Annotated in this window: 20 protein-coding genes; 10 read left to right on the top strand and 10 right to left on the bottom strand. The window is 59.3% G+C overall.

What is annotated here, in order from left to right:
* Nucleotides 1–85 precede the first annotated feature (85 nt).
* Nucleotides 86–1,240, bottom strand: a complete 1,155-nt coding sequence (locus tag PSH64_RS15060; RefSeq protein WP_305477674.1) for a T3SS effector HopA1 family protein — start codon at nt 1,238–1,240, stop codon at nt 86–88.
* A complete protein-coding gene (locus PSH64_RS15055) occupies nt 1,237–1,620 on the bottom strand; it encodes a CesT family type III secretion system chaperone (protein ID WP_305477673.1) in 384 nt (127 codons plus the stop codon). Before PSH64_RS15055 ends, PSH64_RS15060 begins: the two co-directional genes overlap by 4 nt.
* 255 nt (nt 1,621–1,875) lie before the next feature.
* On the opposite strand from PSH64_RS15055, the gene PSH64_RS15050 reads away from it, so the two are divergent.
* Both PSH64_RS15050 and PSH64_RS15045 read left to right on the top strand, forming a co-directional pair.
* On the top strand, nt 1,876–3,183 hold the full coding sequence (locus tag PSH64_RS15050; RefSeq protein ID WP_305477672.1) for a hypothetical protein: 1,308 nt from the start codon (nt 1,876–1,878) through the stop codon (nt 3,181–3,183).
* A 49-nt stretch (nt 3,184–3,232) separates the two neighbouring features.
* A complete protein-coding gene (locus PSH64_RS15045; RefSeq protein ID WP_370694441.1) occupies nt 3,233–3,814 on the top strand; it encodes a LysE family translocator in 582 nt (193 codons plus the stop codon).
* On the opposite strand, the gene PSH64_RS15040 is transcribed toward PSH64_RS15045, so the two are convergent.
* From PSH64_RS15040 to bamA, 4 genes are all read right to left on the bottom strand, one after another.
* Nucleotides 3,809–4,591: an AraC family transcriptional regulator gene (locus PSH64_RS15040; protein WP_305477670.1), complete on the bottom strand. Its 783-nt coding sequence runs from the start codon at nt 4,589–4,591 to the stop codon at nt 3,809–3,811. The genes PSH64_RS15045 and PSH64_RS15040 overlap by 6 nt on opposite strands.
* Before the next feature lie 161 nt (nt 4,592–4,752).
* The gene (locus PSH64_RS15035) at nt 4,753–5,517 is read right to left on the bottom strand and encodes an ABC transporter substrate-binding protein (protein WP_305477669.1); all 765 of its coding nucleotides are present in this window, start codon (nt 5,515–5,517) and stop codon (nt 4,753–4,755) included.
* A gap of 203 nt (nt 5,518–5,720) precedes the next feature.
* On the bottom strand, nt 5,721–6,896 hold the full coding sequence (gene fliB / locus PSH64_RS15030) for a flagellin lysine-N-methylase (protein WP_305477668.1): 1,176 nt from the start codon (nt 6,894–6,896) through the stop codon (nt 5,721–5,723).
* A gap of 174 nt (nt 6,897–7,070) precedes the next feature.
* Nucleotides 7,071–9,437, bottom strand: a complete 2,367-nt coding sequence (bamA, locus tag PSH64_RS15025) for an outer membrane protein assembly factor BamA (protein ID WP_305477667.1) — start codon at nt 9,435–9,437, stop codon at nt 7,071–7,073.
* 224 nt (nt 9,438–9,661) lie between these two features.
* Here bamA and PSH64_RS15020 point away from each other — a divergent pair, with 224 nt between their 5' ends.
* The 4 genes from PSH64_RS15020 (at nt 9,662) to PSH64_RS15005 (ending at nt 14,379) form a co-directional block, all read left to right on the top strand.
* On the top strand, nt 9,662–10,345 hold the full coding sequence (locus PSH64_RS15020) for a response regulator transcription factor (protein WP_105344323.1): 684 nt from the start codon (nt 9,662–9,664) through the stop codon (nt 10,343–10,345).
* Nucleotides 10,342–11,604, top strand: coding sequence for an ATP-binding protein (locus PSH64_RS15015; RefSeq protein ID WP_305477666.1), 1,263 nt, complete (start codon nt 10,342–10,344; stop codon nt 11,602–11,604). The genes PSH64_RS15020 and PSH64_RS15015 overlap by 4 nt, the downstream gene beginning before the upstream one ends.
* 107 nt (nt 11,605–11,711) lie before the next feature.
* Nucleotides 11,712–12,161 (top strand): hypothetical protein, encoded by a 450-nt coding sequence (locus PSH64_RS15010; RefSeq protein ID WP_305481160.1) that lies wholly within the window; start codon nt 11,712–11,714, stop codon nt 12,159–12,161.
* A 91-nt stretch (nt 12,162–12,252) separates the two neighbouring features.
* Nucleotides 12,253–14,379 carry a TonB-dependent siderophore receptor gene (locus PSH64_RS15005; RefSeq protein WP_305477665.1) on the top strand — a complete coding sequence of 709 codons (2,127 nt, stop codon included), beginning with the start codon at nt 12,253–12,255 and terminating at the stop codon, nt 14,377–14,379.
* Between the two features lie 74 nt (nt 14,380–14,453).
* On the opposite strand, the gene PSH64_RS15000 is transcribed toward PSH64_RS15005, so the two are convergent.
* Both PSH64_RS15000 and baeS read right to left on the bottom strand, forming a co-directional pair.
* A complete protein-coding gene (locus PSH64_RS15000) occupies nt 14,454–15,137 on the bottom strand; it encodes a response regulator (RefSeq protein ID WP_305477664.1) in 684 nt (227 codons plus the stop codon).
* Between the two features lie 3 nt (nt 15,138–15,140).
* On the bottom strand, nt 15,141–16,559 hold the full coding sequence (gene baeS / locus PSH64_RS14995; protein ID WP_105344313.1) for a sensor histidine kinase efflux regulator BaeS: 1,419 nt from the start codon (nt 16,557–16,559) through the stop codon (nt 15,141–15,143).
* 113 nt (nt 16,560–16,672) lie between these two features.
* Here baeS and PSH64_RS14990 point away from each other — a divergent pair, with 113 nt between their 5' ends.
* From PSH64_RS14990 to PSH64_RS14980, 3 genes are read left to right on the top strand one after another with little or no spacing between them, the layout of a single operon-like run.
* Nucleotides 16,673–17,869, top strand: coding sequence for an efflux RND transporter periplasmic adaptor subunit (locus PSH64_RS14990; protein WP_305477662.1), 1,197 nt, complete (start codon nt 16,673–16,675; stop codon nt 17,867–17,869).
* Nucleotides 17,870–17,871: 2 nt separating this feature from the next.
* Complete coding sequence (locus PSH64_RS14985) at nt 17,872–21,018, top strand: efflux RND transporter permease subunit (protein WP_305477661.1); 3,147 nt, start codon at nt 17,872–17,874, stop codon at nt 21,016–21,018.
* Nucleotides 21,015–22,400, top strand: coding sequence for an efflux transporter outer membrane subunit (locus tag PSH64_RS14980; RefSeq protein ID WP_305477660.1), 1,386 nt, complete (start codon nt 21,015–21,017; stop codon nt 22,398–22,400). Before PSH64_RS14985 ends, PSH64_RS14980 begins: the two co-directional genes overlap by 4 nt.
* Nucleotides 22,401–23,375: 975 nt before the next feature.
* Here PSH64_RS14980 and PSH64_RS14975 read toward each other — a convergent pair.
* Nucleotides 23,376–25,139, bottom strand: coding sequence for an L-lactate permease (locus PSH64_RS14975; protein WP_305477659.1), 1,764 nt, complete (start codon nt 25,137–25,139; stop codon nt 23,376–23,378).
* A gap of 127 nt (nt 25,140–25,266) precedes the next feature.
* A complete protein-coding gene (locus tag PSH64_RS14970) occupies nt 25,267–25,899 on the bottom strand; it encodes a TetR/AcrR family transcriptional regulator (RefSeq protein WP_305477658.1) in 633 nt (210 codons plus the stop codon).
* A 100-nt stretch (nt 25,900–25,999) separates the two neighbouring features.
* On the opposite strand from PSH64_RS14970, the gene PSH64_RS14965 reads away from it, so the two are divergent.
* On the top strand, nt 26,000–26,653 hold the full coding sequence (locus PSH64_RS14965) for an NAD(P)H-dependent oxidoreductase (RefSeq protein ID WP_305477657.1): 654 nt from the start codon (nt 26,000–26,002) through the stop codon (nt 26,651–26,653).
* Nucleotides 26,654–26,889: the final 236 nt, after the last annotated feature.

Below are 26,889 nucleotides of genomic sequence, written 5' to 3'. Positions count from 1 at the left end.
GCGCCTGCACGGGATTTCGGTTGAGAGTGAAGTTTGTGTCACAGAGGATGGCATTGGCGTGTGCCGATGCCATCCATTTGAGCGTTTAGCGTGCCAGTCTGAGCGCCGGGTTGTCCGGGTTATAGCCTTTGGCGGCGAGCGCGGTTTTCAGCTTTTTCTCCAGCGAGCCACTGCTGCGATCGCTCAGCGCTGTTGTGATGATTTCGGCTCGTGACATGCCATGACTGGTCGAGTCACCCTGGACCGTTTCGGCATAGGCCAGGCCTTTGCCCGCTGACTGCATGCTTGCGGGGGTATGGTCGATGAAGGCCTGCGCTGGCAACATGCTCTTTAGTTTACGGCCCAATTCCTGGGTCTCGGCGTAATCGCTGCGGACATAGAGAATGGCGGAATCGGTTCTTTGGCCGAATATTTCGGGGCCGGCTATTTTTCCACTGAGGATGCTGTTCTCACTCTTGATCAGTGTTGTCATGGCCTTTGCCAATTCGCCGGCATAACGCGGTTCGACACCGATGGTCAGCCGTCCTTCGTCTTCGCCCTCCGCTTGGCGACGTGCGGGTTCAGGCACGATTCGGTAGAAGTCCTTGCCTGCACGAGGATGCTGCTCCATGTAGACACCGAGGAGGCGGTATTGCTTGCTCATGCCGTCCAGCCCTTGGGGGTACAGTTCGATCCCGTCCGTGCGTTCAAGCTTTTTCAACCCCGCCATGTAGGCTTTCTGCGCGTCGGGCGCCATCGGCTTGGTCTTGGGTGCGTCGTTCTTGAAAAGCTCGTAAATGGTCTCTCGCATGGGTTGTTTGAGCTTTTGTGCTTTTTTCGCCCAGGCGAGCAGGCTGGCAAAGGTTTTCTTGCCGTCGGGAATCTCGCCGTCCTTGATCGCGACACGGCTCGTCGCGGAGCTGCTCTGGCCTTGCTCCAGGTTGATCTGTTGCAGATTGAGGCGTCCACCCAGTGGGCGCGCAGCCTGCAGCTGTGCCTCGGCCGCTTTCTCGTTGAGCGTCTGGGCGATCCGCGAGCTCTGGCTCTGTCCGCCGAGGAGGTGGCTGGCGCTCTTGAAGAATTTGTCCACAGCGGCCTGCTTGTCCGGGCGTTGCACGCTGAGCTGCCCATCCACTGCGGCACGGATTTCATAGTGCTTGCCGTTGACCTCGATCCGTCCATGGGCCTTGAGCGCCCGAACATCGACATTCGAATCTTTCAGCGCCTCGACACTGGTGAAGCGTGATTGCACAGGGTTCATATACGAGCCTCGCGCCAGCCTTTGATCCAGTCGCACAGCGTCGCGATTTCGCGCATCAAGACCGCAACACTGAGCTTTTCCCGGGCGATGCTTTGATAGGCAAAATACAAACCGCTGCCGGCGTCCCAGCCGAGCCCGGGGCCGGCGCTGACGAGGGGGTTGAGTGCGCCACCGAGCAAGCGCTGCAGGGGCAGGTCTTTTGGCGTCTCGAGCAGGCCGATCAGCAGCAGGCGCTGGTGAAGGTCATTGCACGCCAGCTTCAGCGGATAGTCGCCATTGACGATCAGATCGCACATCCCTCGGCCATCGAAAGCCAAGGGCTGCATGTCAAGGGCGGCGGAAAGATCTTTGAGCAAGGTTTTGTAGAGGAGGTCATTCACGGCTGAATCCATACATTATGGAGATAAGGCCTAAGTGGTATGGCGGTCGCTGTCAGTTCCATCAATATGTCCCAAAACGTTGGGGAGAGACATTGCGCTCATAACGCGGATGGCTCTTTATTTTCGTGTAGGGGTGCATCTATTAATGATGCCTCCTGAGCATTTAACGTTGTTTAATTCGGCACAGCAATTTTTTCCAATACATCATAAGTCGTTCTTGTTTTCATTTGGCCTCTTTTTTTCGGAAGGCAACTGATGAGTGATCTATTTTGGCCGCGTCGCCAGCAGCATTTTATTCGCATGGTTGAACTAAGTCGACCTAACTCCCTTAATAAAGATGTACTGAATTTGTTGGGGCGTATACTGTCCATGGTTAATGCGCTTCGTAGCCTCCAGTCTCTTGGGGATGCCGGCAAACCCTTGCGTGAAAGTATCAAAAAAACCATTGCGAATCACCTGAGTTCCGCGTCTGGCTTTGTGCAGGATGATGATTCAAGCCGAATGCTGGCTTATGCGGCTGAGGGGTTGACCAGCCCTGACTCCAATCGGGCCATGGGGCCCTTATTGGCAGGCCTCAATGAAAAGGAAGTGGTCGGTTACGTGGGAGGCTTGACGACCTGGCTCGGTAAAACCAGAAGCCTTTTCTACTCGGCTTTCTTTGGAACTCCCAATGCACGGCTTCAGCGAGTGTCCGATATCATTGATGGGCATTTTCAAGAAAGTCTTCTGAGGATAAACGGTCTGTTGGGTTCGTCGCTGCGAACAGTTCCGGGTTGCTCTTATAAAATCATCGACCTGTTTGGCATTGCAGGTGAAGCCAATTCATTTCCTAAACATTTTGCCTACTTTCTTCCAGAAGATAACGGTGTCAAGCACTCGCCAGTCAAGAGAACGGTTGTCTTCGCCAATACCTACAAAAGCCTTTATGAGCATATTTCCCTGGAGCAGATTTCTCTGTTTGGCTGGACAGCCGAGCAGCTTCCTGCTCTGGAGGAAGTTGATGGGTATTTGATCGCCTGGTTTCGAGGACATGACCTTGGCCATTCGATCGTGCTGAAGGATACCGATTACGCGGCTTTGAGCCGATGCGATCGTTGGGGGTCGATGGTTGTACAAGAGGCCGTCGCCGATGTTTTTGGGTTCCTTGTTTCTCAAGACCCCGAGGTTGTTGCGCGACTTGGACTGGATCCTGCAAAAGCCGCGCGGGTTTACATGCTGGAACTCCTCAGGTACCTGAGGCGTGGTCCCGCTCTCTTTCCAGACGCCGGAGCCGCCTATATTCAACTTCGTCTGTTGGAAGAATGTGCCGTCGTTGTCAAAGAGGGTGACCGGTTGAGGGTTGATATCAATCGTTTTCATGTCGGCATGGTCTACATTGCGCAAGTGCTGCTCAATAACGTACTGAATGCAGATGCCGACACATTCAAACAATTCATCTCGCGATACAGCCCGCATTTGCTCGAGAACGCCGGGGAGGATCTGCTTTACGGACAGGACATCTGTGACATGGCTCTCGGTTATCATCAGGCGCTGATCGAGGGTAGTGACAGTGGAGTTCAATAACGGATTTTTGTTAAGTCTTTCGCTCTGCCTGGACATAGGTCTAGCCAACATGGCAATGATCACGATCGCCATTCAAAGGGGTTTTTCGCGGGGCGTCTGGCTTGGAATCGGCACCTGTGTGGGTGATTTGATTTACGCCATTTTGGCGATGGCAGGCATGGCGGTGTTGCTGCAGTTCGAAGTCGTCAGGTGGGTGCTTTGGATCGGAGGCTCGGCGGTATTGTGCTATCTGAGTGCGAAGATTCTTATCTCGACCCTGAGAGCTCAGTCAGAAATGGCTGTAGTAGAAACGGAAGGGGGTATCAGTAACCTTTCTCTATTTTCCCGTGGCATGTTCCTGGCCATGTCTTCCCCCAGTGCCATTTTGTGGTTCGCGGCAGTGGGGGGAGCCATTATCGCCCGCCAGGGTTCAGATGCTGTCAGCGCGGGGTTATTCCTCTCGGGCTTTTTCTCCGCGGGCGTGGTGTGGACGATGGTTCTTTGTACGCTGGCCTATCAAGGCGGAAAGATGCTGGGTAAAAAGATGCTTAAATTTTCACAGTTGGCTTCTGCCCTGATCTTCGCCTACTTCGCCGTTTACGTCATTTATAACGGCTATGCAGAGTTCATCGTTGGCCGTTCAGCGCTATAGCATCGAGGTGTATCTGACAGGGGAAACGCCCATGACCTTGCGAAAGGCGTTGCAGAAGTGGCCTTGGTCATAAAAGCCGAGGTCCATGGCAATCTTCAGAGGCGTTTCCCCTTTGCGCAATCGCCGTCTTCCCTCGATTAACTTCAACTGTTTGAAGTATTGCATCGGGGGTAAATTCGTCGTCTTCTTGAAGGCCCTGACCAAGTGAAACTTGGAAATGTTGGCTTCGCGGCAGAGATGTTCGAGGCTGATGTTTTCCTGCAGATTGTCCCTCATGTATTCGATCAGTCGAGACAGCCTGATTGGCGTGATGGAAATATCAGGCTTGCTTTGAAAACGTGTCATTTCGAAAAGCAAGTGGATGAGCCGTTCTTCTTGTTCGTCGGGCTGTGCCGATTTTTCGAATTCTCTGATGGCGCTCAAGAGCGCGTTATCGGTAATGACCCCTTCCTGAAAGATCGGCTGGTCCTGGTTGCCCAAAGCATTGTTTTCCGCCAAAACCGCTCGCACCTGCTGGGCATCGAGATGGATGCTCATAAAGTGAGTGCCCGTTGGACAAAACTCGGATGATTGTATGGTCAGGGGATTGTAGAGCGTTACCTGATTTGGCCCCACCTCTTGTGACTTTCCATCGAACCAGATCTTTTCATGGCCCGTCAGATTGGCGCTAATTACATATTCGTCATGAGTATGCTTGGGGTAATGAGTCCCGGCGGCATACATCTTTGAGAACTCCGCAAAGGAGTGTTTCGATACGTGTTCCATCACGAGTGTCATAGTGCACCTTTATGCTTTGCAGGAGGGCGGTCATTGAATAAATGATACGGCCTGTCGTGGATCGCACAAGACGGCACATTGTTCGCTGTTACGAACATAGTTGTTCGTAACAGGCCGCGACTTGTACCGCGCGGGCCTCTATCAGGTACTGACACGTACCGTTATTGTGGCAAATAGCGCTGTTGTATGCGCGCCAGGGTACCGTCATTGCGAAGCGTTTCAACCGCCTTGCGCAAGTCTTGCACCAGTTGAGCGGAGCACTGCTTTGAGCAGGCGAGATAGAGCTCCGCATTGCTCATGACGGGGCTCATGAACAGCTTGTGTTCAGTCAGTTTCGGCCAGATGTACAGACTCTCCGGGATACCGTTGAACCAGGCATCGATGCGACCTTTCAAGAGCATCTGCGCAGGGTTGTCGCCAATGGTCAGCGGGTGGATCTGATCGTCTCTGAAGCCTTGGGCACGGAGGATTTCCTCCTGCGCACTTCCCAGGCCGACGCCGATCACCCGATAGGTTTTCTTCGCTTGTTCGAAGCTATTCACTGGCCGGTCAAGGCTGAAAAAAGCGCGCTCCATGGGCATGATCGACGCGATCCAGGTGAAGCGATCCTCACGTTCCGGGGTGCGTGACAAGGGCGCGATCAGGCTGTCCTGCGTCTCGCTGACGTGTTTCTGCGATCTGGCCCAGGGAAGCTCATGGACATGCGCGACATAGCCTGCGTTGGCAATGGCGGTCAGGACGGCTTCTCCGACCATGCCGTGGCCCTGGGGGCCATCGACAAACGTCAGTGGTGGAGCGTCCGGGATATACAGTTCAAGCGGCAAGGGAGCGCCACTCACTTGATTGGCAATCAGCAGCGAGACCGATAGACACAACCTGCAAAGTGACGTTGCCCAGGCAGTTGAGACTCGTGAGCTCCCGCTCATGATTGGATTGTTCAGGCATTGAAAGTAGGGGAGAGCCACAATTCACCAGTGGTATTGAGCACAGGGATGATGAGTCTGATTTTGTATGGGTTCTGGTAGCGACACCGTATTCTACGCAGACTTTGCGGTGGGACACATCCACCCCAAGTGAATGTATTTTGCTGGTGCAGCGCCCCCTGGCAGGGGCGCCCATTATGCTTTAGTCAAGCCTCTAATTGCGCGATCAGTGCGTACAAATACGCTGCGCCTTTCTCGCCGATCGCGTTGCGCAACGTCCTTTCGGCTGCCGTGACTGCGTTATGGCTGGCCGCCCGGCAAAATCGATACACCAGGTCGACGGTTTTTTGCGGGTCCAGTGCCTGCTGTGTTTGCGCATCACAATGGGCAAGCAACAGGTAGCGCAAGGTCAACGTCCGGATCGCCAGTGTGATCGCCCACTCGGTAAGGCTCACACCGTAATCGAGCCCGGCACTGGTACTGGAAATGAACGGGAAACCCGTGCGGGTCATTTCGGCGGCAATGAAACGCTTCAGGATCGGGTCGAGCGTGGCGTGAACCTTTTCCCGGTAAAGGTCGCGATAGGCGGGTTTGAGCAGCCATTGAGCCTGCTCCGGCGTTTCGCCGGGTTCGATGGCCGAGGCGCCGAGAATGTGTTGACGCAATGCCGGCGGCACGCCTTGTGCGTTGAGGATATTCATCAGCACGATCAGCAGCGGGTCAGCTGTGATCGGCTCGCTGCTGACGATGGGCGGTTCATAGCCTGCCGCCTGCAGCGCCAGCTTTTCGGCCCAAAATGCATGGGGCAATGCTTCCAGCCTGGCGGCAATCCAATGCAGACGCAGCAAGACCTGTCCGGTGGACAGGTCCGTCGACAGCGCCATTTGCAGAAGAAAGTCGACTACGGCGTGCCATTGGGACGCGTCCATGCCTGCAAATGCCTGGTGGCTGGTGCCGTAAAGGTGGAAGTCGTCCTGCAGACTTTCCTCGATACGGTACGGATCGTCGCCAAACAGACCCAGGCGGGCGATTTCCGGGCAGCTCATGGTCGCAGATTTGACCAGCGAGTCATTGATCCGGCGATACATGCGTGGGTAGTTGGCACAGGTATCGGTAAGTACCTGTTCGCCCTGCTGCGCATGGATCTGGCAACGTCCGCCCTGAAGCGCTCCACATTGACCACCGGCCCGGCTCATTTGATAGCCAGAATCGTCTTTGACGATCAGGTTCAAGAGTTCAGGGTAAGTGCGGCTATACAAGTCCTGACTGCGCTCACTGACCGCGATACGCCAGTCACCCTTGCAGCAGTTGTCTTCGCAGCGCTCGGCCAAGCACGAGAATTGTTGCACATACCTGAAAGTCCTGGCGGACTGAATGCCCATGAACAATCTCCAACGGATCAAGGTGGGTTTCAGACTGAGTGGCCGTTGTGCCGGAGTTGTTCCATGTAACAAGAGTAAATAGCGACTGCTTCGCAGCCGAACGCAGACTTCGGCTGTTGCTACAAAGAGTGCGTCGCAGCCTGATCGAAGTGGATTGCCTCCCGATTCACCGGCTCAAAAAGTCTGCCCCATAGAGAACTGGAACACTTGGGTATCAGCGTTCTCAGGCTTTTTGACCGGGAACGCCAGGTTGAAACTCAACGGTCCCATCGGGCTGTACCACGTGACGCCGACCCCGACGGAACTGGCCAACTGGGCGAGGTCGACACCGTCACAACCCTGGGTGGTGCTCAGGTAGCACTTGTTGGAGTAGACGTTGCCGACGTCCCAGAACATCGAGGTGCGCAAGGACTTGCTGTCTTTGATGAAGGGCATGGGGAACAGGTATTCGACCCCGCCGGTGATGAGGATATTGCCGCCCAATGCATCGGTGTCCCGATCCGAGTAATACGCCTGGCCGGCACTGGCATAGGTGCCGGTGGCCGGGGTGTTGCGCGGGCCGAGGGTACCGCTTTCAAAGCCACGCACCGAGCCTTCGCCACCGGCCGTGTAGTTTTCATAGAAGGGCAGGCCGTCGGTTGAGCCGTAGCTGTTGCCATAACCGAGCTTGGTGTGCAAACGCAGCGAAGTGGCATTGCTGAGCGGCAGGAAGGTCTGCCCGGTGTAATCGATCTTGTAGAAACTCAGATCACTGCCGGGCACTGTCACCGTCAGGTTGAGGTTCTGCGAATGTCCGCGGGTGGCCAGCACGCCCTTGTTCAGGGTCGATTCCGACCAGCCGAGGTTGGCCTTGAGGTTGTTGAACTCCTTGCCCTCGCGTGCAATGAAATCGTAGATCTCGTCGGCGCTGTAGGTGCCTGGCTCGATGTTGTCGTGTTGCACGGTCAGGCCGAAACTCAGCCGTGAGGTTTCATTGATCGGGTAGCCAAGTGAAGTGCCGGCGCCATAACTGTTGATGGAGTAGTACGAAACGCCGTCACTGTAATAATCGCTGTAGTCGGTGGCGTTGTAGAACAGGTTGTAGCCCAGACTCACCCCGTCCGGCGTGAAGTAGGGGTTGGTAAAACCGATGTTGTACTTACTTTGGTAGTCCGAGCGGGTCAGGCCCAGGCTGGCGTAGTTGCCGGTGCCCAGGAAGTTGTTCTGAGTGATCGACCCCCCGAGGATCAGGCCGGAGCTCTGGGAGAAACCGACGCTGGCGGTAATCGAACCAGAGGCCTGCTCTTCGACGCTGTAGTTCACGTCAACCTGGTCGTCGACGCCCGCCACGGCCGGCGTCTCGACGTTGACTTCCTTGAAGAAACCCAGACGCTCAAGACGGGTCTTGGACTGGTCGATCAGGTAGGTCGAGGCCCAGCCACCTTCCATCTGACGCATTTCGCGGCGCAGCACTTTGTCGTCGGTCTTGGTGTTGCCACGGAAGTTGATGCGGTTGATGTAGGCCCGCTTGCCCGGGTCGACCACAAAAGTGATATCAACGGTGTGGTCGTGATTGTCCGGGGTCGGCACTGCGTTGACATTGGTAAAGGTGTAACCCTCGTTGCCCAGGCGACGGGTAATCAGTTCGGACGTCGTGGTCATCAGCTTGCGCGAGAACACCTGGCCTTGCTGAACCAGCAACAGGGAACGGATCTGGTCTTCAGGCACTTTCAGGTCGCCGCTGAGCTTGACGTCACGAACGGTGTACTTCTCGCCTTCGTTGACGTTGACGGTGATATAGACGTGTTTCTTGTCCGGGGTGATCGATACCTGGGTCGAGGTGATATCCATGTTGATATAGCCGCGATCCAGGTAGTAGGACCGCAGACGCTCCAGGTCACCGGAGAGTTTTTCGCGGGCGTACTTGTCATCGTTCTTGAAGAACGACAGCCAGTTGCTGGTCTTGAGCTCGAACAGGTTGATCAGGTCTTCATCAGCAAAGACCGTGTTGCCCACCACGTTGATGTGCTGGATCGCCGCGACAGAACCTTCATCGATCTTGATTTTCAGGCCCACGCGGTTACGCGGTTGTGGGATCACCTCGGCATCGACCGACGCCGAGTAGCGGCCCTGAGCGACGTATTGGCGCTGCAGTTCGTTGCGCACGCCTTCAAGGGTGGCGCGTTGGAAGATCTCGCCTTCGGCCAGCCCCGATTGCTTGAGGCCCTTCATCAGGTCTTCAGTGGAGATCGCCTTGTTGCCTTCGATCTCGATACTGGCGACCGAGGGACGCTCGACCACCGTGATGATCAGCACATCACCGTCGTGCCCCAGTTGAATATCCTGAAAGAAACCGGTCTTGAACAATGCACGGGTGGACTCCACCAGGCGACGATCGTCCGCTTCATCGCCGACGTTCAACGGCAATGCACCGAACACGCTGCCGGCGGAAACCCGCTGCAGGCCGTTAATGCGAATATCGGAAATTTTGAAGCCTTGGGCGTGCGCAAGTGTGGCGTTGAGCAGTAGTGCAGCCGAGCAGAGCAGGCGCGAAAAATTCATCAAGATCTTATCCAGAACACATCGACAAGCAGCGTAGGCGGGCGCGGATATCTCACAGCAAGACGAGTTACCGCGAAGCGAGCAGGCTGGTGGAGGTGAAGCATAAAAGCTCGGTGCGTTTGATGCGGTTAACCAAGTGTCAAGTTAGGTAAAGGTTTGCCCGGGGCGATGACGCTGTGCAGCACAAGGGCGATAATGCGCGGCCCCCACTCAAGAGCCCGCCAATGATCTCCGTATTGCTCGTCGACGATGACCAGGAACTGACAGGAATGCTCAGCCAATACCTGGAGCGTGAAGGCTTCGAGGCGACTGCCGTGCACACCGGCGAGGAGGGCGAGATTCAAGCACTGTCCGGGCGCTACAGCATTGTGGTGCTGGATGTGATGCTGCCGCGCCTGTCGGGGATCGAGGTGCTCAGGCGCATTCGCGCGGTCAGCCAGGTGCCGGTGGTGTTGCTCACGGCCCGTGGCGACAACATCGACAAAATCACCGGCCTGGAACTGGGCGCCGATGACTATGTGCCCAAGCCCAGTTCGCCGGGGGAGCTGGTGGCGCGTTTGCGGGCAATCATGCGTCGGGTGCAGCCGGTGGGCCAGTCGATCTCTGAGGTGATCAGGACCGGACCGCTGGTCTTGTGGCCCGGCAAGCGCCAGGCCCTGTGGCAGGGGCGTGAGCTGGGGGTGACCAGTACCGAGTTCAGCCTGCTTGAAGAACTGGCCCGCTGTGCCGGGCAGGTGGTGAGCAAACAGGACCTGTCGCTCAATGCCTTGGGCTGTCCCTTGACCCGCTACGACCGGCGCATCGACGTGCACATCAGCAGCATTCGCCAGAAGCTCGGTCCGCGTCCTGACGCCAAGGCCTGGATTCAGAGCGTGCGTGGCCTCGGTTACTTGTTGATCGCCGAATGATGAAACCCAGCCGGCTGTTCTGGAAGCTGTTCCTGGCGTTCTGGCTCGCCACCAGCCTGACGTTTCTGGTCGGGTTGGGCATTCTGGTGCTGGGCAGTCACGGGCTTGGCGATCCTCACTTGGAGGCCATCCTGGCCAGCGAAGAGCAACTGCTGCGCCAGTTTGGCGTCGAGTCAGGAAGGCAGCTGCTGTCGGTGTGGGAGCACCCCGGTGACGAAACCATTGGCGTCTATGACAGTGCCGGTCAACTGCTGGCAGGGTCGCCGGTCCCGCGGCCGGCCTTTGAGCGATCGGTCATCAGCAAGGACGGTTTGACCCTGTCGCTCAGATCTTCACAGCCGCTTGGCAGAGAAGGTGAGCAAGGGCCGGGGCGTTCGATTCCGCTGATCATCGGCACAGTGATGAGTGCGCTGTTCAGCGGCTATATGGCGTACTACCTGGCGTGGCCGCTGGCCTATCTCCGGCGGGCGATGAGCGACGTGGCCAAGGGGCGCTTCGAAACCCGGGTCAAGCCGATGATGGGCGGGCGCCGCGATGAAATCGTCGATCTGGCCGAGGACTGCGACCGAATGGCCAACCAGCTGAAGCTGCTGGTGGAGGCCCAACAACACCTGTTGCACGACATCTCTCACGAACTGCGCTCACCGTTGACGCGCATGCAAGCGGCCATCGGGCTGTTGCAGCAAGATCCGGCCCGCCAGGAAATGGTGGAACGCATCGAGCGCGAATCGGTGCGCATGGATACGCTGATCGAAGCGTTGTTGACCCTGGCACGCATGCAGGGTCGGCCCGAAAGTATCGACCGCGAGCCACTCGACGTCATCGAATTGCTGACGGTGATCGTCGAGGACGCTCAATTCGAGGCGGGAATGAAAGGTTGCCGGGTCAGTCTGCAGGCGTGTCCGGCTTTTGTCAGTCGTGTCAGCGGCGAGTTGCTGTATCGGTGTTTCGAGAACGTCATCCGAAACGCAGTGCGCCATACCAGGTCCATGACGACGGTTGTGGTATCGGCTGAGGTCAATCTTGACCCAGATTGCCTGACGGTGCGGATCGCCGATCAGGGGCCGGGCGTTGAAGAGGGGCGACTACACAGCATTTTTCACCCGTTCGAGCGTGGCCTGAACGAGGCCAGTAGCGGCTTCGGCCTGGGCCTGGCGATCGCTTCAAGGGCCGTGGAAATGCACGGCGGCACCATCGTGGCGCGCAACCAGCCGTCCGCTGGGCTGACCGTGGAAGTCAGCTTGCCCCGTCAGGTGTGATCTTTACACGATATTACATTGGCTTGACGGCTCTGTACGCCTCGCCTCAGTAGACTTCCCGCTCAAACTTACGCAGCGTTTGCTGATGTTTCAGCGTGGAGGTGGGCATGTTTCTGGTTCATAAAAAGGGCTTCGTTTCCGGCAAGAAAATGGTCGACGGGCTAGTGCCCTATGACTTCTTTTGCGAAGACAATCCGGCCATCAATCTGTTTGTGTTTACGGGTTCTACCACGCAGGGCAAAACGGTCGAGGAACAGACGCTCTGGGGCTTTACCCGGCTGGAGCGTTTCGAGGCGCTGACCAGCACCCTGGTATCGAACAAAAAAAATGATGGCTGGTTTCAAACGGTCAATGTGCTCACCGGGCCTGCCCAGAACGGCACCCAAAGCGTGAAATTTCAGCGGGTGCTGAAAATCATCAAGCATGCCGCTGTATCGAGCCGTGTCGCCAGCAAGGTGCAATACGAGATCCTCACGGATGACGGCGACACTTATTTCACCCGTCCGCCCGCGACAGCAGACAGCGCGCAAACCATCATCTATGCGGCAGAGCAATAACTCGTTAGTTAATAGCCGCTTGGGTGTTTACTGGAAATACATCGCACCATACAATGAGAATCATTACTACTAACTCATTGAGTGCAACGTCTTGAGCCATCCCCACCTCTTTGCCCGCCGCAAGGTTTTCATCAAACACGCGCTGCCGACACTGTCCTGCGTGATGTTCGCCGGTCCTTTGTGGGCACAGGAACTGATCGAACTGCCGACCACGGATATTCAGGCGAGTCGCGTCAGTCAAGACACCAGCTACACCACCTCTCAAGCCAGCACCGCGAGCAAAAGCGATGTGCCGATCAAGGAAGAGGCGCAATCGGTCAATGTAGTAACCCGGCAAACCCTGGCCGACTATCAGGTGCGCTCGCTGGACGACGCCATGAAGTTCGTCAGCGGCGTCAGCCAGGGCAACACCCTGGGCGGTTCCCGGGACTCGCTGGTCAAGCGAGGTTTCGGCACCAACGATGACGGCTCGATCCTGCGCGATGGCGTGCGTTCCAACCTGGGGCAAAACTTCAGCGCCACGACAGATCGCATAGAAGTGCTCAAAGGGCCTGCGTCGATGCTGTACGGCGCGCTGGAACCCGGCGGGTTGATCAACGTGATCAGCAAGAAGCCTGAATACACCCAGAGCACGACCCTGAGCGGCTCGGCCTACAGCGAAGGCGGCGGCACCCTGGCCGTGGACACCACCGGGCCGCTGGGCGATACCGGCCTGGCCTATCGCCTGATTGCCGAACGCGGCCACGAGGATTACTGGCGCAACTACGGCGTGAATGAAAGCACCCTGGTTGCACCCTCGCTGACCTGGACCGGCGAGCGCGCCAGCCTGACCCTCAGCTACGAATACAACGATTACTCCAAACCCTTCGACCGTGGCACGGTGTTCACCAATGGTCATCCGGCGGACATCGACTACGACAAGCGCCTCGACGAGAAATGGGCCAAAAGCGTCGGTATCCGTGAATTGGCTACCGCGCGTTTCGAGTATCAGCTGAGTGACGACTGGAAAACCCGCGTTACCTACGGCTGGAACAACGACCGCTACAGCCTCTCGATTGCCCAGCCGAGTTCGTTGACCGGCAACAACCTGCGACGTGCTGCCAACGGCGCTCACTACGATGACGAGACGCGCTACGCCAGCTGGGATTTCATCGGTCAGCAGGAACTGTTCGGCCAGCGCCATGACTTGCTGATCGGCGCGGACACCGAAGCGTCCGACCAATTCCGTGGCAAAACCTACCGCAATACCGCGCGGTCAGGTTTCGACATCACCTCTCCGGTTTATGGTCGTCTGGCCGAACCGAGCCTTGTCAGTGCCAGCCAAAGTGATCTGAGCAACCAGCTGAACTCCAGCTCTGTGTACTTCAAGGATAACTGGCACCTCGATGACCGCTGGATCCTGGTTCTCGGCGGTCGCCAGCAGCATTACGATCAGTACAGCGATCAGGGCCGCGGCAGCAGCTACACCGTCAACCGCGACGATAACGGTGATGCTTTCGTACCGTTCCTGGGGCTGGTCTACAAAGCCACCGATAGCTTGTCGCTGTACGGTAACTACAGCCGTTCGTTCAAGCCCAATACCGATGTCGACGATGCCGGCAATACATTCGATCCGGAGGAGGGGCGCAGCTATGAGGTCGGCGCGAAATACGATCCGCTGCCGGGGCTGAATATCAACCTTGCGCTGTTCGACATCGTCAAGAAAAACGTCGTGACCACCCAGACCGTCAATGGTACGAGCCTTTCGGAAGCCGCGGGCAAGGTCGGTTCGCAGGGCCTGGAACTGGATATCACCGGGCGCGTGGCCGAGCGCTGGGACCTGATCGGCACCTACGCTTACACCCACACGGAAATCCTCGACGACCCGGATGACGAAGGTCACCGCCTCGCTAATGCGCCGAAGCACACCGCGAGCCTGTACCTTACCCATCACCTGAATGTGCCCACGGAGTTCGGGGCCTGGCATGCAGGCGGCGGTGCGCGTTATGTCGGCGAGCGTGCGGCCAATAACGCCAACGATTTCTGGCTGAGCAGCTACACCGTCGCCGATGCCTTCGTGCGCTGGGAGGCGCCGATGTTCGGGTACAAGACTTCGCTGCAGTTCAACGTCGACAACCTGTTCGACAAACAGTACTACCCGTCCTCCACCGGCAGCCAACTGGCGGTCAATGTCGGCGAGCCGCGCACGGCACGCCTCAGCGCCAGCGTGACGTTCTGATCACACTGCCTTGACTCGCTGCCCCGTTCTGCCGGTGGAACGGGGCGGCAGTCATCCTCAGCCTTGACGACGCATCAGACCTCGGCGAGCTGAAACCGATAACCCACCCCATACAACGATTCAATCGGATGCTCCCCCGGGCAGGCCTGTTCGAGCTTGCGCCGCAGATTGCGGATATGGCTGTCGACCGTGCGGTCGGTGACCACCCGGTGATCGGAGTAGATCCGGTCGAGCAACTGATCCCGGGAAAACACCCGTCCCGGCGAGCGGGCGAGAGTGCTCAGCAGGCGCAATTCCAGGGGTGTCAGGTCCAGCGTTATGCCGTCGAGGGAGGCCAGGTACTGTTCTTCATCAATCTGCAGACGCGGCGGTGCAGTCGTCAAAAGCTGCGGGCTACGCCGCAAAATGGCTTTGACCCTGGCCACCACTTCACGCGGGCTGAAGGGTTTGCAGATGTAGTCGTCGGCGCCCAGGTCCAGCCCGAGCAGGCGATCCACTTCCTCGACGCGGGCGGTGATCATGATGATCGGCACGGCACTGAAACTGCGCAGTTCCTTGCACACTTGCAGACCGTCGCGCCCAGGCAGCATCAGGTCGAGCAGGATCAGCCGTGGCTCGCGGGCACGGACCGTCGGCACCACCTCCAGCCCGTTGTCCAGGCATTGGGTCGCATACCCGGCGGCAATCAGGTAATCACGCATCAACGCGGCCAGTTTGGGCTCGTCTTCGACGATCAGGATCGGGTTGTCGTTGACCATGGTTCAGGCTTTCCGTGGCAGGCGCAGGGTCAGCCAAAGGCCGCCCAAAGGAGAATGATCGGCACTGAGGCTGCCGCCGTGAGCCAGGGCGATGCTGTGACAGATCGCCAGCCCCAGACCGGCGCCCCCACTGGCGCGGTTGCGTGAGGATTCGCCACGGTAGAAACGCTCGAACAGCCGCGGCAATTGATCCGCGTCGACTCCGGGGCCGGAATCCAGGAAATCGATGCGTACGTTGTCGCCATCGCTAGCTGCGAGAATACGCAGCACACCGCCTTCATCGGTATAGCGCACGGCGTTTTCCAGCAGATTGCCAAACAGTTGCTGCAAGCGCTTGGGGTCGGCCTCCACCCTCAGTGGTGGTGTCGGCAGCTCCAGCTCCAGACGCAAGTGCCGGGCATTGCAGCGTTCCTGGAACATCGCTGCGCAACTGTCCAGCAGCTCGTTGAGATCACATTCGCTCTTGCGGTAAGTCAGCGCGCCCACATCGGCCAGGGACAGTTCATACAGGTCATCCACCAGTTTACTGAGCATGCCGACTTCGCCTTGCAGTGATTTCATCGACGACTGATCGAGCGTGCGCACACCGTCTTCGATCGCTTCCAGTTCACCTCGCAACACCGACAGCGGGGTGCGCAGTTCGTGGGACACATCGGCCATGAACTCCCGGCGCATTTTTTCGTTGCGCTCCAGCGTATAGGCAAGTTGATTGAAGTCGCGGGCCAACTGACCGACTTCGTCATTGGAGGACACCGCCACCCGGTTGCTGTACTCGCCTGCGGCCAATCGATGCGTGGCGGCGGCCACCCGCTTGACCGGGTCCAGCAGGGTGCGGGCGATCCACCAGGCGATCAGTATCGCCAGCAGCAACGAGAACACACCCATGGCCAGGCTGGTGCGCAACAGGTACAGACGAAAACGTTCGCCGCCGGCTTCGGTCACGTTCTGGAACGGCGTCACCGCCAGCCAGCCGACGGTTTTACCGGCGACCTCGATCGGGCGCATCAGGGCGTCGTCGGCAATCGCCGAGTAACCCATCACCAGCTGCTTTTGCTGGTCCAGCAGGGCGATGCGAAACACTGCGCCGGTCAGGTCGGACGTGGGCAGGTTCGGCCGGTGCAGGTCGGTGAAGTCTACGCCGGGCTCCGGCCGCATGAGCTCGAACCAGCGATCCGGCTGGTTGCGCAGAAATTCCCAACTGCCTTCGCGCTCATAGGCGCTGGCCAGGCGCGGCAGCACCGGGGTCATGCGCAACAGCGCCTGTTCGTTGAGGTAATCGAGAAAACCTTTGCCGAAGCTCCAGCCGTTGGCCAGCCCCATGCTCAGGATGACAAACAGCACACTGGCCAGTACCGCGATAAACAGTTTGGTGGAGATACTCAGTTTCATGGGCTCGGGCAGGTCAGTGAATGGCCCGCCCATTTAGGCCCTGGTGCGGTGAAGATTCAAGGGCGGCGGGCAATCTTCAATTTTCCTGCACATTTGCCTCGCAGTATGGCGTCTGGCTTCAGCCACCCCGTCTTGCAGAGGCATTTATGTCGACCAAAATTCTCGCCAAATCCCTGGTAACCGCCGCGGTTTTACTGTCCTTGATCGTTCTGTTGGTATTGAGCGGCTGCTCCCCCGGCGCATCCGCGCCCGTGGTCGAACCGGCCAAGGTGTCAGTGATCACGGTGCAACCCCAAAGCCAGGCGCTGACCACGGAGCTGGCCGGGCGCACTCAGGCGTTCATGGTCGCCGAGATTCGCCCGCAGGTCGGCGGTATCGTCCAGCAGCGGCTGTTTGTCGAAGGCGCCGAGGTCAAGGCCGGGCAGGCGCTGTATCAGCTCGACGCGTCCTCATACAAAGCCGCATTGGCTGAAGCGCAGGCGACCCTGGCCAAGGCTCGCGCCACATTGAAGTCGGCTCAGGCCACGGCCAAGCGTGATGCCCAGTTGGCGAAGATCGATGCCATCAGCCAGCAGGACAACGAGGATGCCCAGGCCAGTCTGCTGACAGCCGAGGCTGAACTGCAAGTGGCCCAGGCCGGCGTGGATACCGCGCGCATCAACCTGGCCTATACCCGCATCAGCTCGCCCGTCAGCGGGCGCATCGAAACCTCGACGGTCACCCCCGGCGCACTGGTGGTGGCCAATCAGGACAGCGCACTGACCACGGTGCAGCAACTGGACCCGATCTACGTGGATATCACGCAATCGACCACCGAGCTGTTGCGCCTCAAGCGCGACCTCGCCAGCGGTGTGCTGCAAAGCAACGGCGAGGGCGAAGCGCGGATCAGTCTCAAGCTCGACGACGGCAGCACCTACGCCCGTGAGGGCCGCTTGAAGTTCAGCGGGGTCAGCGTCAATGAGGGCACTGGCACCGTGACCCTGCGGGCGGAAATCGCCAATCCGGATCGGTTGTTGCTGCCGGGCATGTATGTGCGGGCGGTGCTGGAACAGGCCCGGGACGATCAAGCGATCCTGATTCCGCAGCAAGCCGTGACCCGCAGCGCCAGTGGTGTGACGTCGGTGTTGCTGGTGGTCAATGGCAAGGTCGAACAGCGTGTGCTGACTATCGATCGCGCCGTGGGCAACCAATGGTGGGTCACCTCGGGCCTGACGGCGGGTGACCAGGTGATTGTTGAGGGCGGGCAGAAAGTCCGGGTCGGCGCCCCGGTGCTGGCGCAAAACACGGGCACTCGCAGCCGCACGCGGCAATCGGCGCCGACTGCCATTGCGCAGGAGGGTTGAGCATGGCGCGGTTCTTTATCGATCGACCGATTTTTGCCTGGGTCATCGCCATCGTCATTATGCTCGCCGGCGCCTTGTCGATCAGCCAACTGCCGCTGGAACAGTACCCGGACATCGCGCCGCCAACGGTACGGATCTCCGCCACCTACACCGGCGCTTCGGCCGAGACCGTGGAAAACTCGGTGACGCAGGTCATCGAACAGCAGATGAAAGGGCTGGATAACCTGACCTACATGTCGGCCTCCAGCAGTTCGGCGGGCAGCGCCAGCATCAGCCTGACCTTTGCCGCCGGCACTAACCCGGATGTGGCGCAGATGCAGGTGCAGAACAAACTGCAACAGGCCGAATCACGACTGCCGCAATCGGTGCAGAGCGAAGGCCTGACCGTGACCAAGGGCGGTTCGGACTTTCTGATGATTGCCGCCCTGGCCTCCGACAACCCAAGCGTCACCGGCACCCAGATCGGCGACTACATTTCCAGCACCTTGCTCGACCAGATCAGTCGTATCGATGGCGTCGGCGACGTGCAGACCCTCGGTTCGGGCTATGCCATGCGCATCTGGCTGAACCCGGCACTGCTGGAAAAGTATGCGTTGATGCCCTCGGACATCAGCAGCGCCCTGGAAGCACAGAACACCGAAGTGTCCGCCGGCCAGCTCGGTGCCTTGCCGGCGGTGGCCGGGCAACAGTTGAACGCCACCATCAGCGCCCGCAGCAAGCTGCAAACCGCCGAAGAATTTCGCAACGTGGTGGTCAAGTCCACCAGCAATGGGGCGGTGGTGCTGTTGGGGGATGTGGCGCGGGTCGAATTGGGCAGCGAAAGCTACGACGTGAGTTCTGCCCTCAACGGCAAACCCGCCGCCGCCATGGGCGTGCAGCTCGCCGCCGGGGCCAATGCCTTGAGCGTGGGTGAGGCCGTGAAGGCCAAACTCAAGGAACTGGAGCCTTTCTACCCGGCAGAAATGCAGCTCAAGAACGTGATCGCATACGACACGACCCCCTTTGTCAGCCTGTCCATCGAAGAGGTGGTCAAGTCTCTGGGCGAAGCCATCGTGCTGGTGGTGCTGATCATGTTCCTGTTCCTGCAGAATCTGCGGGCCACGCTGATCCCGGCGATCACCGTGCCAGTGGTATTGCTGGGCACCTTTGGCGTGCTGGCGCTGTTCGGCTATTCAATCAATACCCTGACCATGTTCGCCATGGTCCTGGCTATCGGACTGCTGGTGGACGATGCCATCGTGGTGGTGGAGAACGTCGAGCGAGTGATGGGTGAGAAGGGACTTTCGGCGCTGGCGGCGACTCGCCAGTCCATGACGGAAATCACCAGCGCGCTGATCGGCATCGCTCTGGTGCTCAGCGCCGTGTTTATTCCCATGGCATTTTTTGGCGGTTCCACCGGGATTATCTATCGGCAGTTTTCGGTGACCATTGTCTCGGCCATGCTCCTGTCGGTGTTGGTGGCGATGACCCTGACACCGGCCTTGTGTGCGACCTTGCTCAAGCCTTCCGATGCCCAGGGCCATGGTGCGCAAAGCGGCTTCTTCGGCTGGTTCAACCGCAGCTTCGAACGCAGCGCCTTGCGCTATCAACAAGGGGTCGGCGGCATTTTGCAGCGCGGGCGTCGGAGCCTGCTGGTGTACGGGGTGATTTTGCTGGCGATGGGCGCTGGTTATGCCAGCCTGCCGACTTCGTTCTTGCCGGACGAAGACCAAGGCATCCTCATGGCGCAGGTCCAATTGCCGGTAGGCGCCACCGATAGCCGCACTCAGGCCGTGATGAAGCAGTTCGAGAGCTACATGCTCGAACAATCGGAAGTCGAGGCGCTGATCAGCATCAGCGGCCTGGGCATGGGGGGCAACAGCCAGAATACCGGCCGGGCTTTCATCAAACTCAAGGACTGGAGCGAGCGATCGGGGAAAGGGCAGGACGCAGCCTCTATTGCCCAGCGCGCGACCCTGGCGTTGGCGAGCATTAGCGATGCCAGCGTGTTTGTCATGCAGCCGCCGGCTGTACGTGGCCTGGGGCAAAGTTCGGGGTTCGACCTGCAACTCAAAGACCTTGGCGGTCTGGGGCATGACGCCCTGGTCGCCGCGCGGGAGCAGTTCATCGAGTTGGCGAAGAAAGACCCTCGGCTGCTGGGAGTACGCAGCAATGGCCTGGACGATACACCGCAGCTCAAGGTCAGCATCGACGATCGCAAGGCCGGCGCCTTGAGCCTGAGCACCAGCGACATCAACAGCACCTTGTCCACCGCGTTGGGCGGCACTTACGTCAACGACTTCCTCAACCAGGGCCGGGTGAAAAAGGTCTACGTGCAGGGCGAGGCGTCGGCGCGGATGCAGGCGGCCGACCTGGAGCACTGGTTCGTGCGCAACAGCAAAGGTGAGATGGTGCCGTTTTCCTCGTTCGCCAGTAGCGCGTGGAGCTATGGCTCGCCGTTGCTGGAACGCTACAACGGCAATGCCTCGCTGGAAGTGGTCGGTGATCCGGCACCGGGGGTGAGCTCCGGGGTCGCCATGGATGCGGTGGAAGCGATCATCAAACAACTGCCCGAAGGCATCGGCTACGAGTGGACCGGGCAGTCATATCAACTGCGCTTGTCCGGCTCCCAGGCACCGCTGCTGTACGGGATCTCGGTGCTGTTTGTGTTCCTCTGCCTGGCGGCGTTGTACGAGAGTTGGTCGGTGCCGTTTTCGGTAATGCTGGTGGTGCCGCTGGGGGTGGTCGGCGCGGTGCTGGCGACTCGGTTCAGTGGTTTGAGCAACGACGTGTACTTTCAGGTCGGGTTGTTGACCACGGTGGGGCTGGCGGCGAAGAACGCGATCCTGATCGTTGAGTTTGCCAAGCACCTGCAAGAGCAGGGCAATAGCCTGAGGGACGCGACGCTGACCGCCGTGCGTCAACGCCTGCGACCGATCCTGATGACGTCTTTGGCCTTCATGTTCGGCGTGTTGCCACTGGCATTGAGCTCCGGCGCCGGTTCAGCCGGGCGCCAGGCCATCGGCACTGGCGTGCTGGGGGGCATGTTCAGCGCCACCGTGCTGGGGATCTTCTTTGTGCCGCTGTTTTTCGTGCTGATCCGTCGTCGTTTCGGTCGCGTATCCACCGCAACAACCGCCAACCCAACCGCGCAGAAAGGTGATGCATGATCAAGTTTCATTGGCCCTTGTTGGCTGCTCTGACGTTGCTCAGTGGTTGTGTCAATCTGGCGCCGCAGTATCAGCGCCCCGAAGCGCCGGTCGCCGGGCAATGGTTGCCGTCGACCAGCGTGCCCTCAGGTGATGCGGCGGCGGATATTCACTGGCAGCAGTTCTTTACCGACAGTCGCCTGGCGCGCTTACAGACCCTGGCCCTGACCAACAACCGTGATTTGCGTCTGGCCAGCCTGAACATCGAAAAGGCCCAGGCTCAATATCGCATTCAACGGGCGGCGGCGTTTCCCACCATCGATGCCGGAGTCAGCGGCACACATAGCCGCACGTCCAGCAGCGGCACGGCGAGCACCAGTCATGAGTACAGTGCGCAACTGGGGCTGAGCAGTTATGAACTGGATGTGTTCGGGAGAGTACAGAACCTTCAGGACGAAGCGCTGGAAGACTATCTGGCACTGACCGAAACCCGGCGCAGCACCCAGATCAGCCTGGTGGCTGAAGTGGCCACGGCCTGGCTGACCCTGGCGGCGGACAATGAGCGTTTGCAACTGGCCCAGGAAACCCTGCGCAGCCAACAGGCAACCTACGAACTGACCCAACGCAGCCATGCCTTGGGCGGCTCTTCCGGCTTGGCCCTGGCCCAGGCGCAAACCACTGTGGAGTCGGCCCGAGGCGATGTGGCGGTCTACGCCAGTCAGATTCTCCAAGACCACAATGCCTTGCGCTTGCTGGTCGGCAGCGATATTCCCGATGAACTGCTGCCCGGCGCGAGCCTGCAATCGGTCGCGCTGCTGGTGCAGGTGCCGGATGAGTTACCGTCCAGTCTGTTGCAACGGCGCCCGGATGTGCTGGCCGCCGAACACACCCTCAAGTCGGCCAACATCGATATCGGCGCGGCCCGGGCGGCGTTCTTTCCGAGCATCAGCCTGACTGCCAATGCCGGTTCTGCGAGTTCGGCGTTGTCCGGTCTGTTCAAGTCCGGCAGCGGCGCCTGGACCTTCGCCCCGAGCGTCAGCCTGCCGATCTTCGATGCCGGCAGCAATCGCGCGACACTGGATGCGGCCAAGGTCGAGCGTGAAATTCAGGTGCAGACCTACCAGCAAACCTTGCAGACCGCCTTCAAGGAAGTGGCCGATGCCCTGGCGGTGCGCAGCACCCTGGACCAACGCCTGACAGCCCAGCAAGCCTTGACCGACGCCAGCCGTAAAAGCTTTGAACTGGCCGACGCGCTCTATCGCGGCGGCTCGCAAAGCTACCTCGAAGCGCTCGACGCCCAGCGTTCGTTGTACAGCGCCCAACAGGACTTGATCACCCTGCGTCTGGCCGAGCAGAGCAACCGGGTGACGTTGTACAAGGTAATGGGGGGCGGCTGGAATTAATGTTCGCGATAACGGACCGGCAGGCGACATGGTGGTTGGCGGTGATGGCCTCATCGCGGGCAAGCCCGCTCCCACAGGGGGTATGTGTCGAGTGAATAGCCGGGGCAATGCAGTTCAAAAAGGTGGGAGCGGGCTTGCTCGCGAAGAGGGCGTGTCAGTCGACATCAATGCTGCCTGAAACACCGCCTTCGCGAGCAAGCCCGCTCCCACAGGGGGGATGTGTCGGGTGAATAGCCGGGGCTATGCAGTTCAAAAGGTGGGAGCGGGCTTGCTCGCGAAGAGGGCGTGTCAGTCGACATCAATGCTGTCTGAAACACCGCCTTCGCGAGCAAGCCCGCTCCCACAGGGGGGATGTGTCGGGTGAATAGCCGGGGCAATGCAGTTCAAAAAGGTGGGAGCGGGCTTGCTCGCGAAGAGGGCGTGTCAGTCGACATCAATGCTGCCTGAAACACCGCCTTCGCGAGCAAGCCCGCTCCCACAGGGGGTATGTGTCGAGTGAATAGCCGGGGCAATGCAGTTCAAAAAGGTGGGAGCGGGCTTGCTCGCGAAGAGGGCGTGTCAGTCGACATCAATGCTGCCTGAAACACCGCCTTCGCGAGCGAGCCCGCTCCCACAGGGGGTATGTGTCGGGTGAATAGCCGGGGCTATGCAGTTCAAAAAGGTGGGAGCGGGCTTGCTCGCGAAGAGGGCGTGTCAGTCGACATCAATGCTGCCTGAAACACCGCCTTCGCGAGCGAGCCCGCTCCCACAGGGGGTATGTGTCGGGTGAATAGCCGGGGCTATGCAGTTCAAAAAGGTGGGAGCGGGCTTGCTCGCGAAGAGGGCGTGTCGGTCGACATCAATGCTGTCTGAAACACCGCCTTCGCGAGCAAGCCCGCTCCCACAGGGGGGATGTGTCGGTTCGAATAAGCGGGGCAATGCTGTTCAAAAATGTGGGGGCGGGCCTGTTCGCGATGAGGCCCGCAACCCCCTGGATCAGTGCCCGCCCACCACCATATGGCTGAACGGCGCCACATACGCCTGCAGCGTCACCAGCCCGCCGACCAGAATCGCCAGCACCACGGAGTGGAAAAACACATAACGCAGGATTTCCCCTTCATGGCCGTACCAGCGGGTGGCGGTGGACGCGACCACGATCGACTGGGCGTCGACCATCTTGCCCATGACCCCGCCGGAGCTGTTCGCGGCGGCCATCAGCACCGGGCTCAGGCCCAGTTGCTCGGAGGTTACCCGTTGCAAGCCGCCGAACAGCACGTTGGAAGCCGTGTCAGAGCCGGTCAGGGCCACACCGAGCCAGCCGAGCAGGGTGCCGAACATCGGGTAGAAAATGCCCGTTGCGGCGAAGGCCAGGCCCATGGTGGCGTCGAGGCCCGAGTAGCGGGTCAGAAAACCCAGGGCGAGCATCGCCACAATGGTGGTGAGCGAATAGCGCACTACCCACAGCGTTCGCAGGTAATGGTGCAGCAGTTGCGGGATGGAATAACCCATCAGCAGCCCGCCAAGGATCGCCGCGAGCAAAATGCCGCTACCGGTGCTGGTGAACCAGGTGAACTTGTAGATCGCGTCCTCGGTTTTCGGCGCAGGCACCACGGGCGGGACCTTCTCGATCTGTTGGTGAATCGTGGTGAAGGTCACGGTCGGGGCAAAGATCGGGTTGGCCTCGCGCATGGGCTTGCCCTGAGGATCAAGCCTGGCCGAGTGGGTTTGCGGATCCATGGCCGGGCGGGTATCGAACAGGTTTTTGAAGCTTTGAGTGCCCCAGGCGAAAACGAACACCGTGAGGATGATCCACGGCATCCATGCGCGCATCACGGCAGGTTTTGCATCGCTGGCAAAGGTCGCGCTGGCGACGGGTTTTTCGTCATGCTCCTCGGCTATTTTGGAGTTGTCGACTCGCCCTGAAAGGGCGGCAGAGGTATGCACGGTGGCTGGTTTCCAGACCCTGAGGAAACCGGTCAGGCAGGCCATGGAAATCAGCGCCGCGATCACATCCACCAGCATCGGCCCGTGGTAGTTGGAGACCAGGAATTGCGGTATGGCGAAACTGACGCCGGCCACCAGGATCGCCGGCCAGATTTCCAGCATTTTACGCCATCCGGCGAAGGCCCAGATCAGCCAGAACGGCACGATCACCGAGAAGAACGGCAACTGCCGACCGACCATCATCGACAGCTCCATTTCATCCAGCCCGGTCACTTTGGCCAGGGTGATGACGGGGGTGCCCAGAGCGCCGAACGCCACCGGCGCGGTATTGGCGATCAACGCCAGGCCGGACGCGGCCAGGGGCGAGAAACCCAACCCGATCAAAATCGCCCCGGTTACCGCCACGGGAGTGCCGAAACCGGCGGCCCCTTCGAAGAAAGCACCGAAGCAGAAGGCAATCAGCAGCAATTGCAGACGTCGATCGTCGGTGATGCGCGCCAGGGAGTCTTGCAGCACTTTGAACGAGCCGTTTTCGGTGGTCAGCCGATGCAGGAAAATGATGTTGAGCACGATCCAGCCAATCGGCAACAACCCGTTGGCGGCACCGAACAGTGCAGCTGAGCCGGCCATGTTCGCGGGCATGCCGAAGGCGAAAATCGCGATCAGCAAGGCCGAACCCAGGGCCAACAACGCCGCCAGATGCGCCTTGATGTGGAAAAACGCCAGGGAGACCAGCATCACCACCACCGGCACTGCCGCCATGATGGTTGATAGCACGGGGTTACCAAAGGGGTCGTAGATTTGCTGCCAGACCATGTTCCACCTCTGCTTTTTATTGTCGGTAGCGCAGGCCCCCCCATGGGGGGTAGGTGGCTTGAGTATAGGTGGCATTACGTTGCTGTCCTGGCGGGCGCTTGTCAGCCCTACGATGCGCTTCAGGTTTCTAGGCTCTCCCGAGGCGCGCGCTTCTTTCGACCATCGCCACGATCGTTTCAAAGAGTTCGTTCTGCGCCTGCACTGCAGTGATTTCTCCGGTCGCAGCCGCATGGGACAGCGCCTCGGCGGCACCGAGCATCGCCCGAAGACTCGCTGGCGCGATATCACCGGTTCCGGCGAAGGGGAGCAGGGCGTTGCGGCACTTGTCCATGAAGATCGCTTCGTAATCGCGCTTGATCTTTTCCAGCTCGGGCGAGCTGGTCAGCGCCGCGATCACACCCGGTATCTCGCGGCCCTGAAGCAAAACGCAGTCGACATAAGACGAGGCGATGACCATTGCCTTGCTGGCCAGTGTCGGTTCACTGGTTTCAAGCGCGGTATCCATGAGCGCGGTCTGACGTGCGTCGAACTCCTGATAGAGCACCGCCAGCAACCCGGGGCGGGTGGTGAAGTGATCGTAAACCACCGGTTTTGTGACCCCCGCCTGTTCGGCGAGCCGGCCAAGCGTCAACGCGTCCGTACCTTCCTCTCGAACGAGTTGCCAGGCGACATCCAGCAACTGGCGCAGGCGCTCCTCCCGCGACATCCGCCGGCGCGGTTGCGGACTGGAATCTTGCTCGGGTGTTTCGGTGCTTGACATGGCTATATACCAAAAGTAGCTTAGTGTGCGTAACTTACCAAAAGTATATAAGGCTCGCCTTTCACCCTCAATCACTCATTCCGTAGCAGGAGATTTTGTTATGCACGCGCTCATCGTTGTGGCTCACCATGACCCCCAATCGCTCACCCATAGCCTCGCGAGGCACGTCGCTGAAGGAGTAACTGAGGCGGATGTCGACCACTCTTTTGAAATTGCGGACCTCTGGGCGCAAGGATTCGATCCGAGATTCGGCGCGGCCGATCTCGCCGTCCATCACCGTGAAGCACCGCCGCCCGCCGATGTGGCCGCCGAGCAGGCGCGAATCGACCACGCCGATGCGCTGGTGCTGGTTTATCCGGTTTATTGGTGGTCGATGCCGGCGCTGCTCAAAGGCTGGATCGACCGCGTGTTCGCGAATGGCTGGGCGTTCGATTTCGCGGCGGATGCCAGGTTGGAGAAGAAGCTTCGCCATCTGCGGGTTCATCTGGTGGGTGTTGGCGGTGCCGACGCAGGAACCTATGCGCGCCACGGTTATGCCGACGCCATGAAGACGCAGATCGACCATGGGATCTTCGATTATTGCGGTGCTTGCGTGGTGACGTCCGAGTTGCTGCTCGAATCGGAAATCCAGGACCCGACAGTTCATCTGGAGGCTGCGCGCGCGATCGGTCGTGAGCTTTTCGCTGCCTCCGGGCGCTGCGACGCGGGGCAAGATGTTCAACGTTGCCGAGCGGTCGGTGCCGAGGCTTTTTGACAGGCAAAAAAAGAGCCTCAAAGCTCTTTGATGGGGAGGAAGTAGAGCCCAGAGGCTCAAGATGCGCATGAAACAAGTGGTGGGCTTATTGGGGTTCAGTTCACCCACCGCTTACGCAGCGATTTAAACCTCCAACCGCTGCGTATCATCATCGTAGGAAGCTGCGGGTTCGGGCTCAAGTACCATTAGTCTACTGAGTCCGGTCGGCCTGCCTGGTGTTGAATCACCCTTTTGAT

This window comes from Pseudomonas sp. FP1742 (assembly GCF_030687145.1).
GTDB classification, from domain to species: domain Bacteria; phylum Pseudomonadota; class Gammaproteobacteria; order Pseudomonadales; family Pseudomonadaceae; genus Aquipseudomonas; species Aquipseudomonas frederiksbergensis_D.
This window is presented reverse-complemented; position numbering and strand designations above follow the sequence as displayed.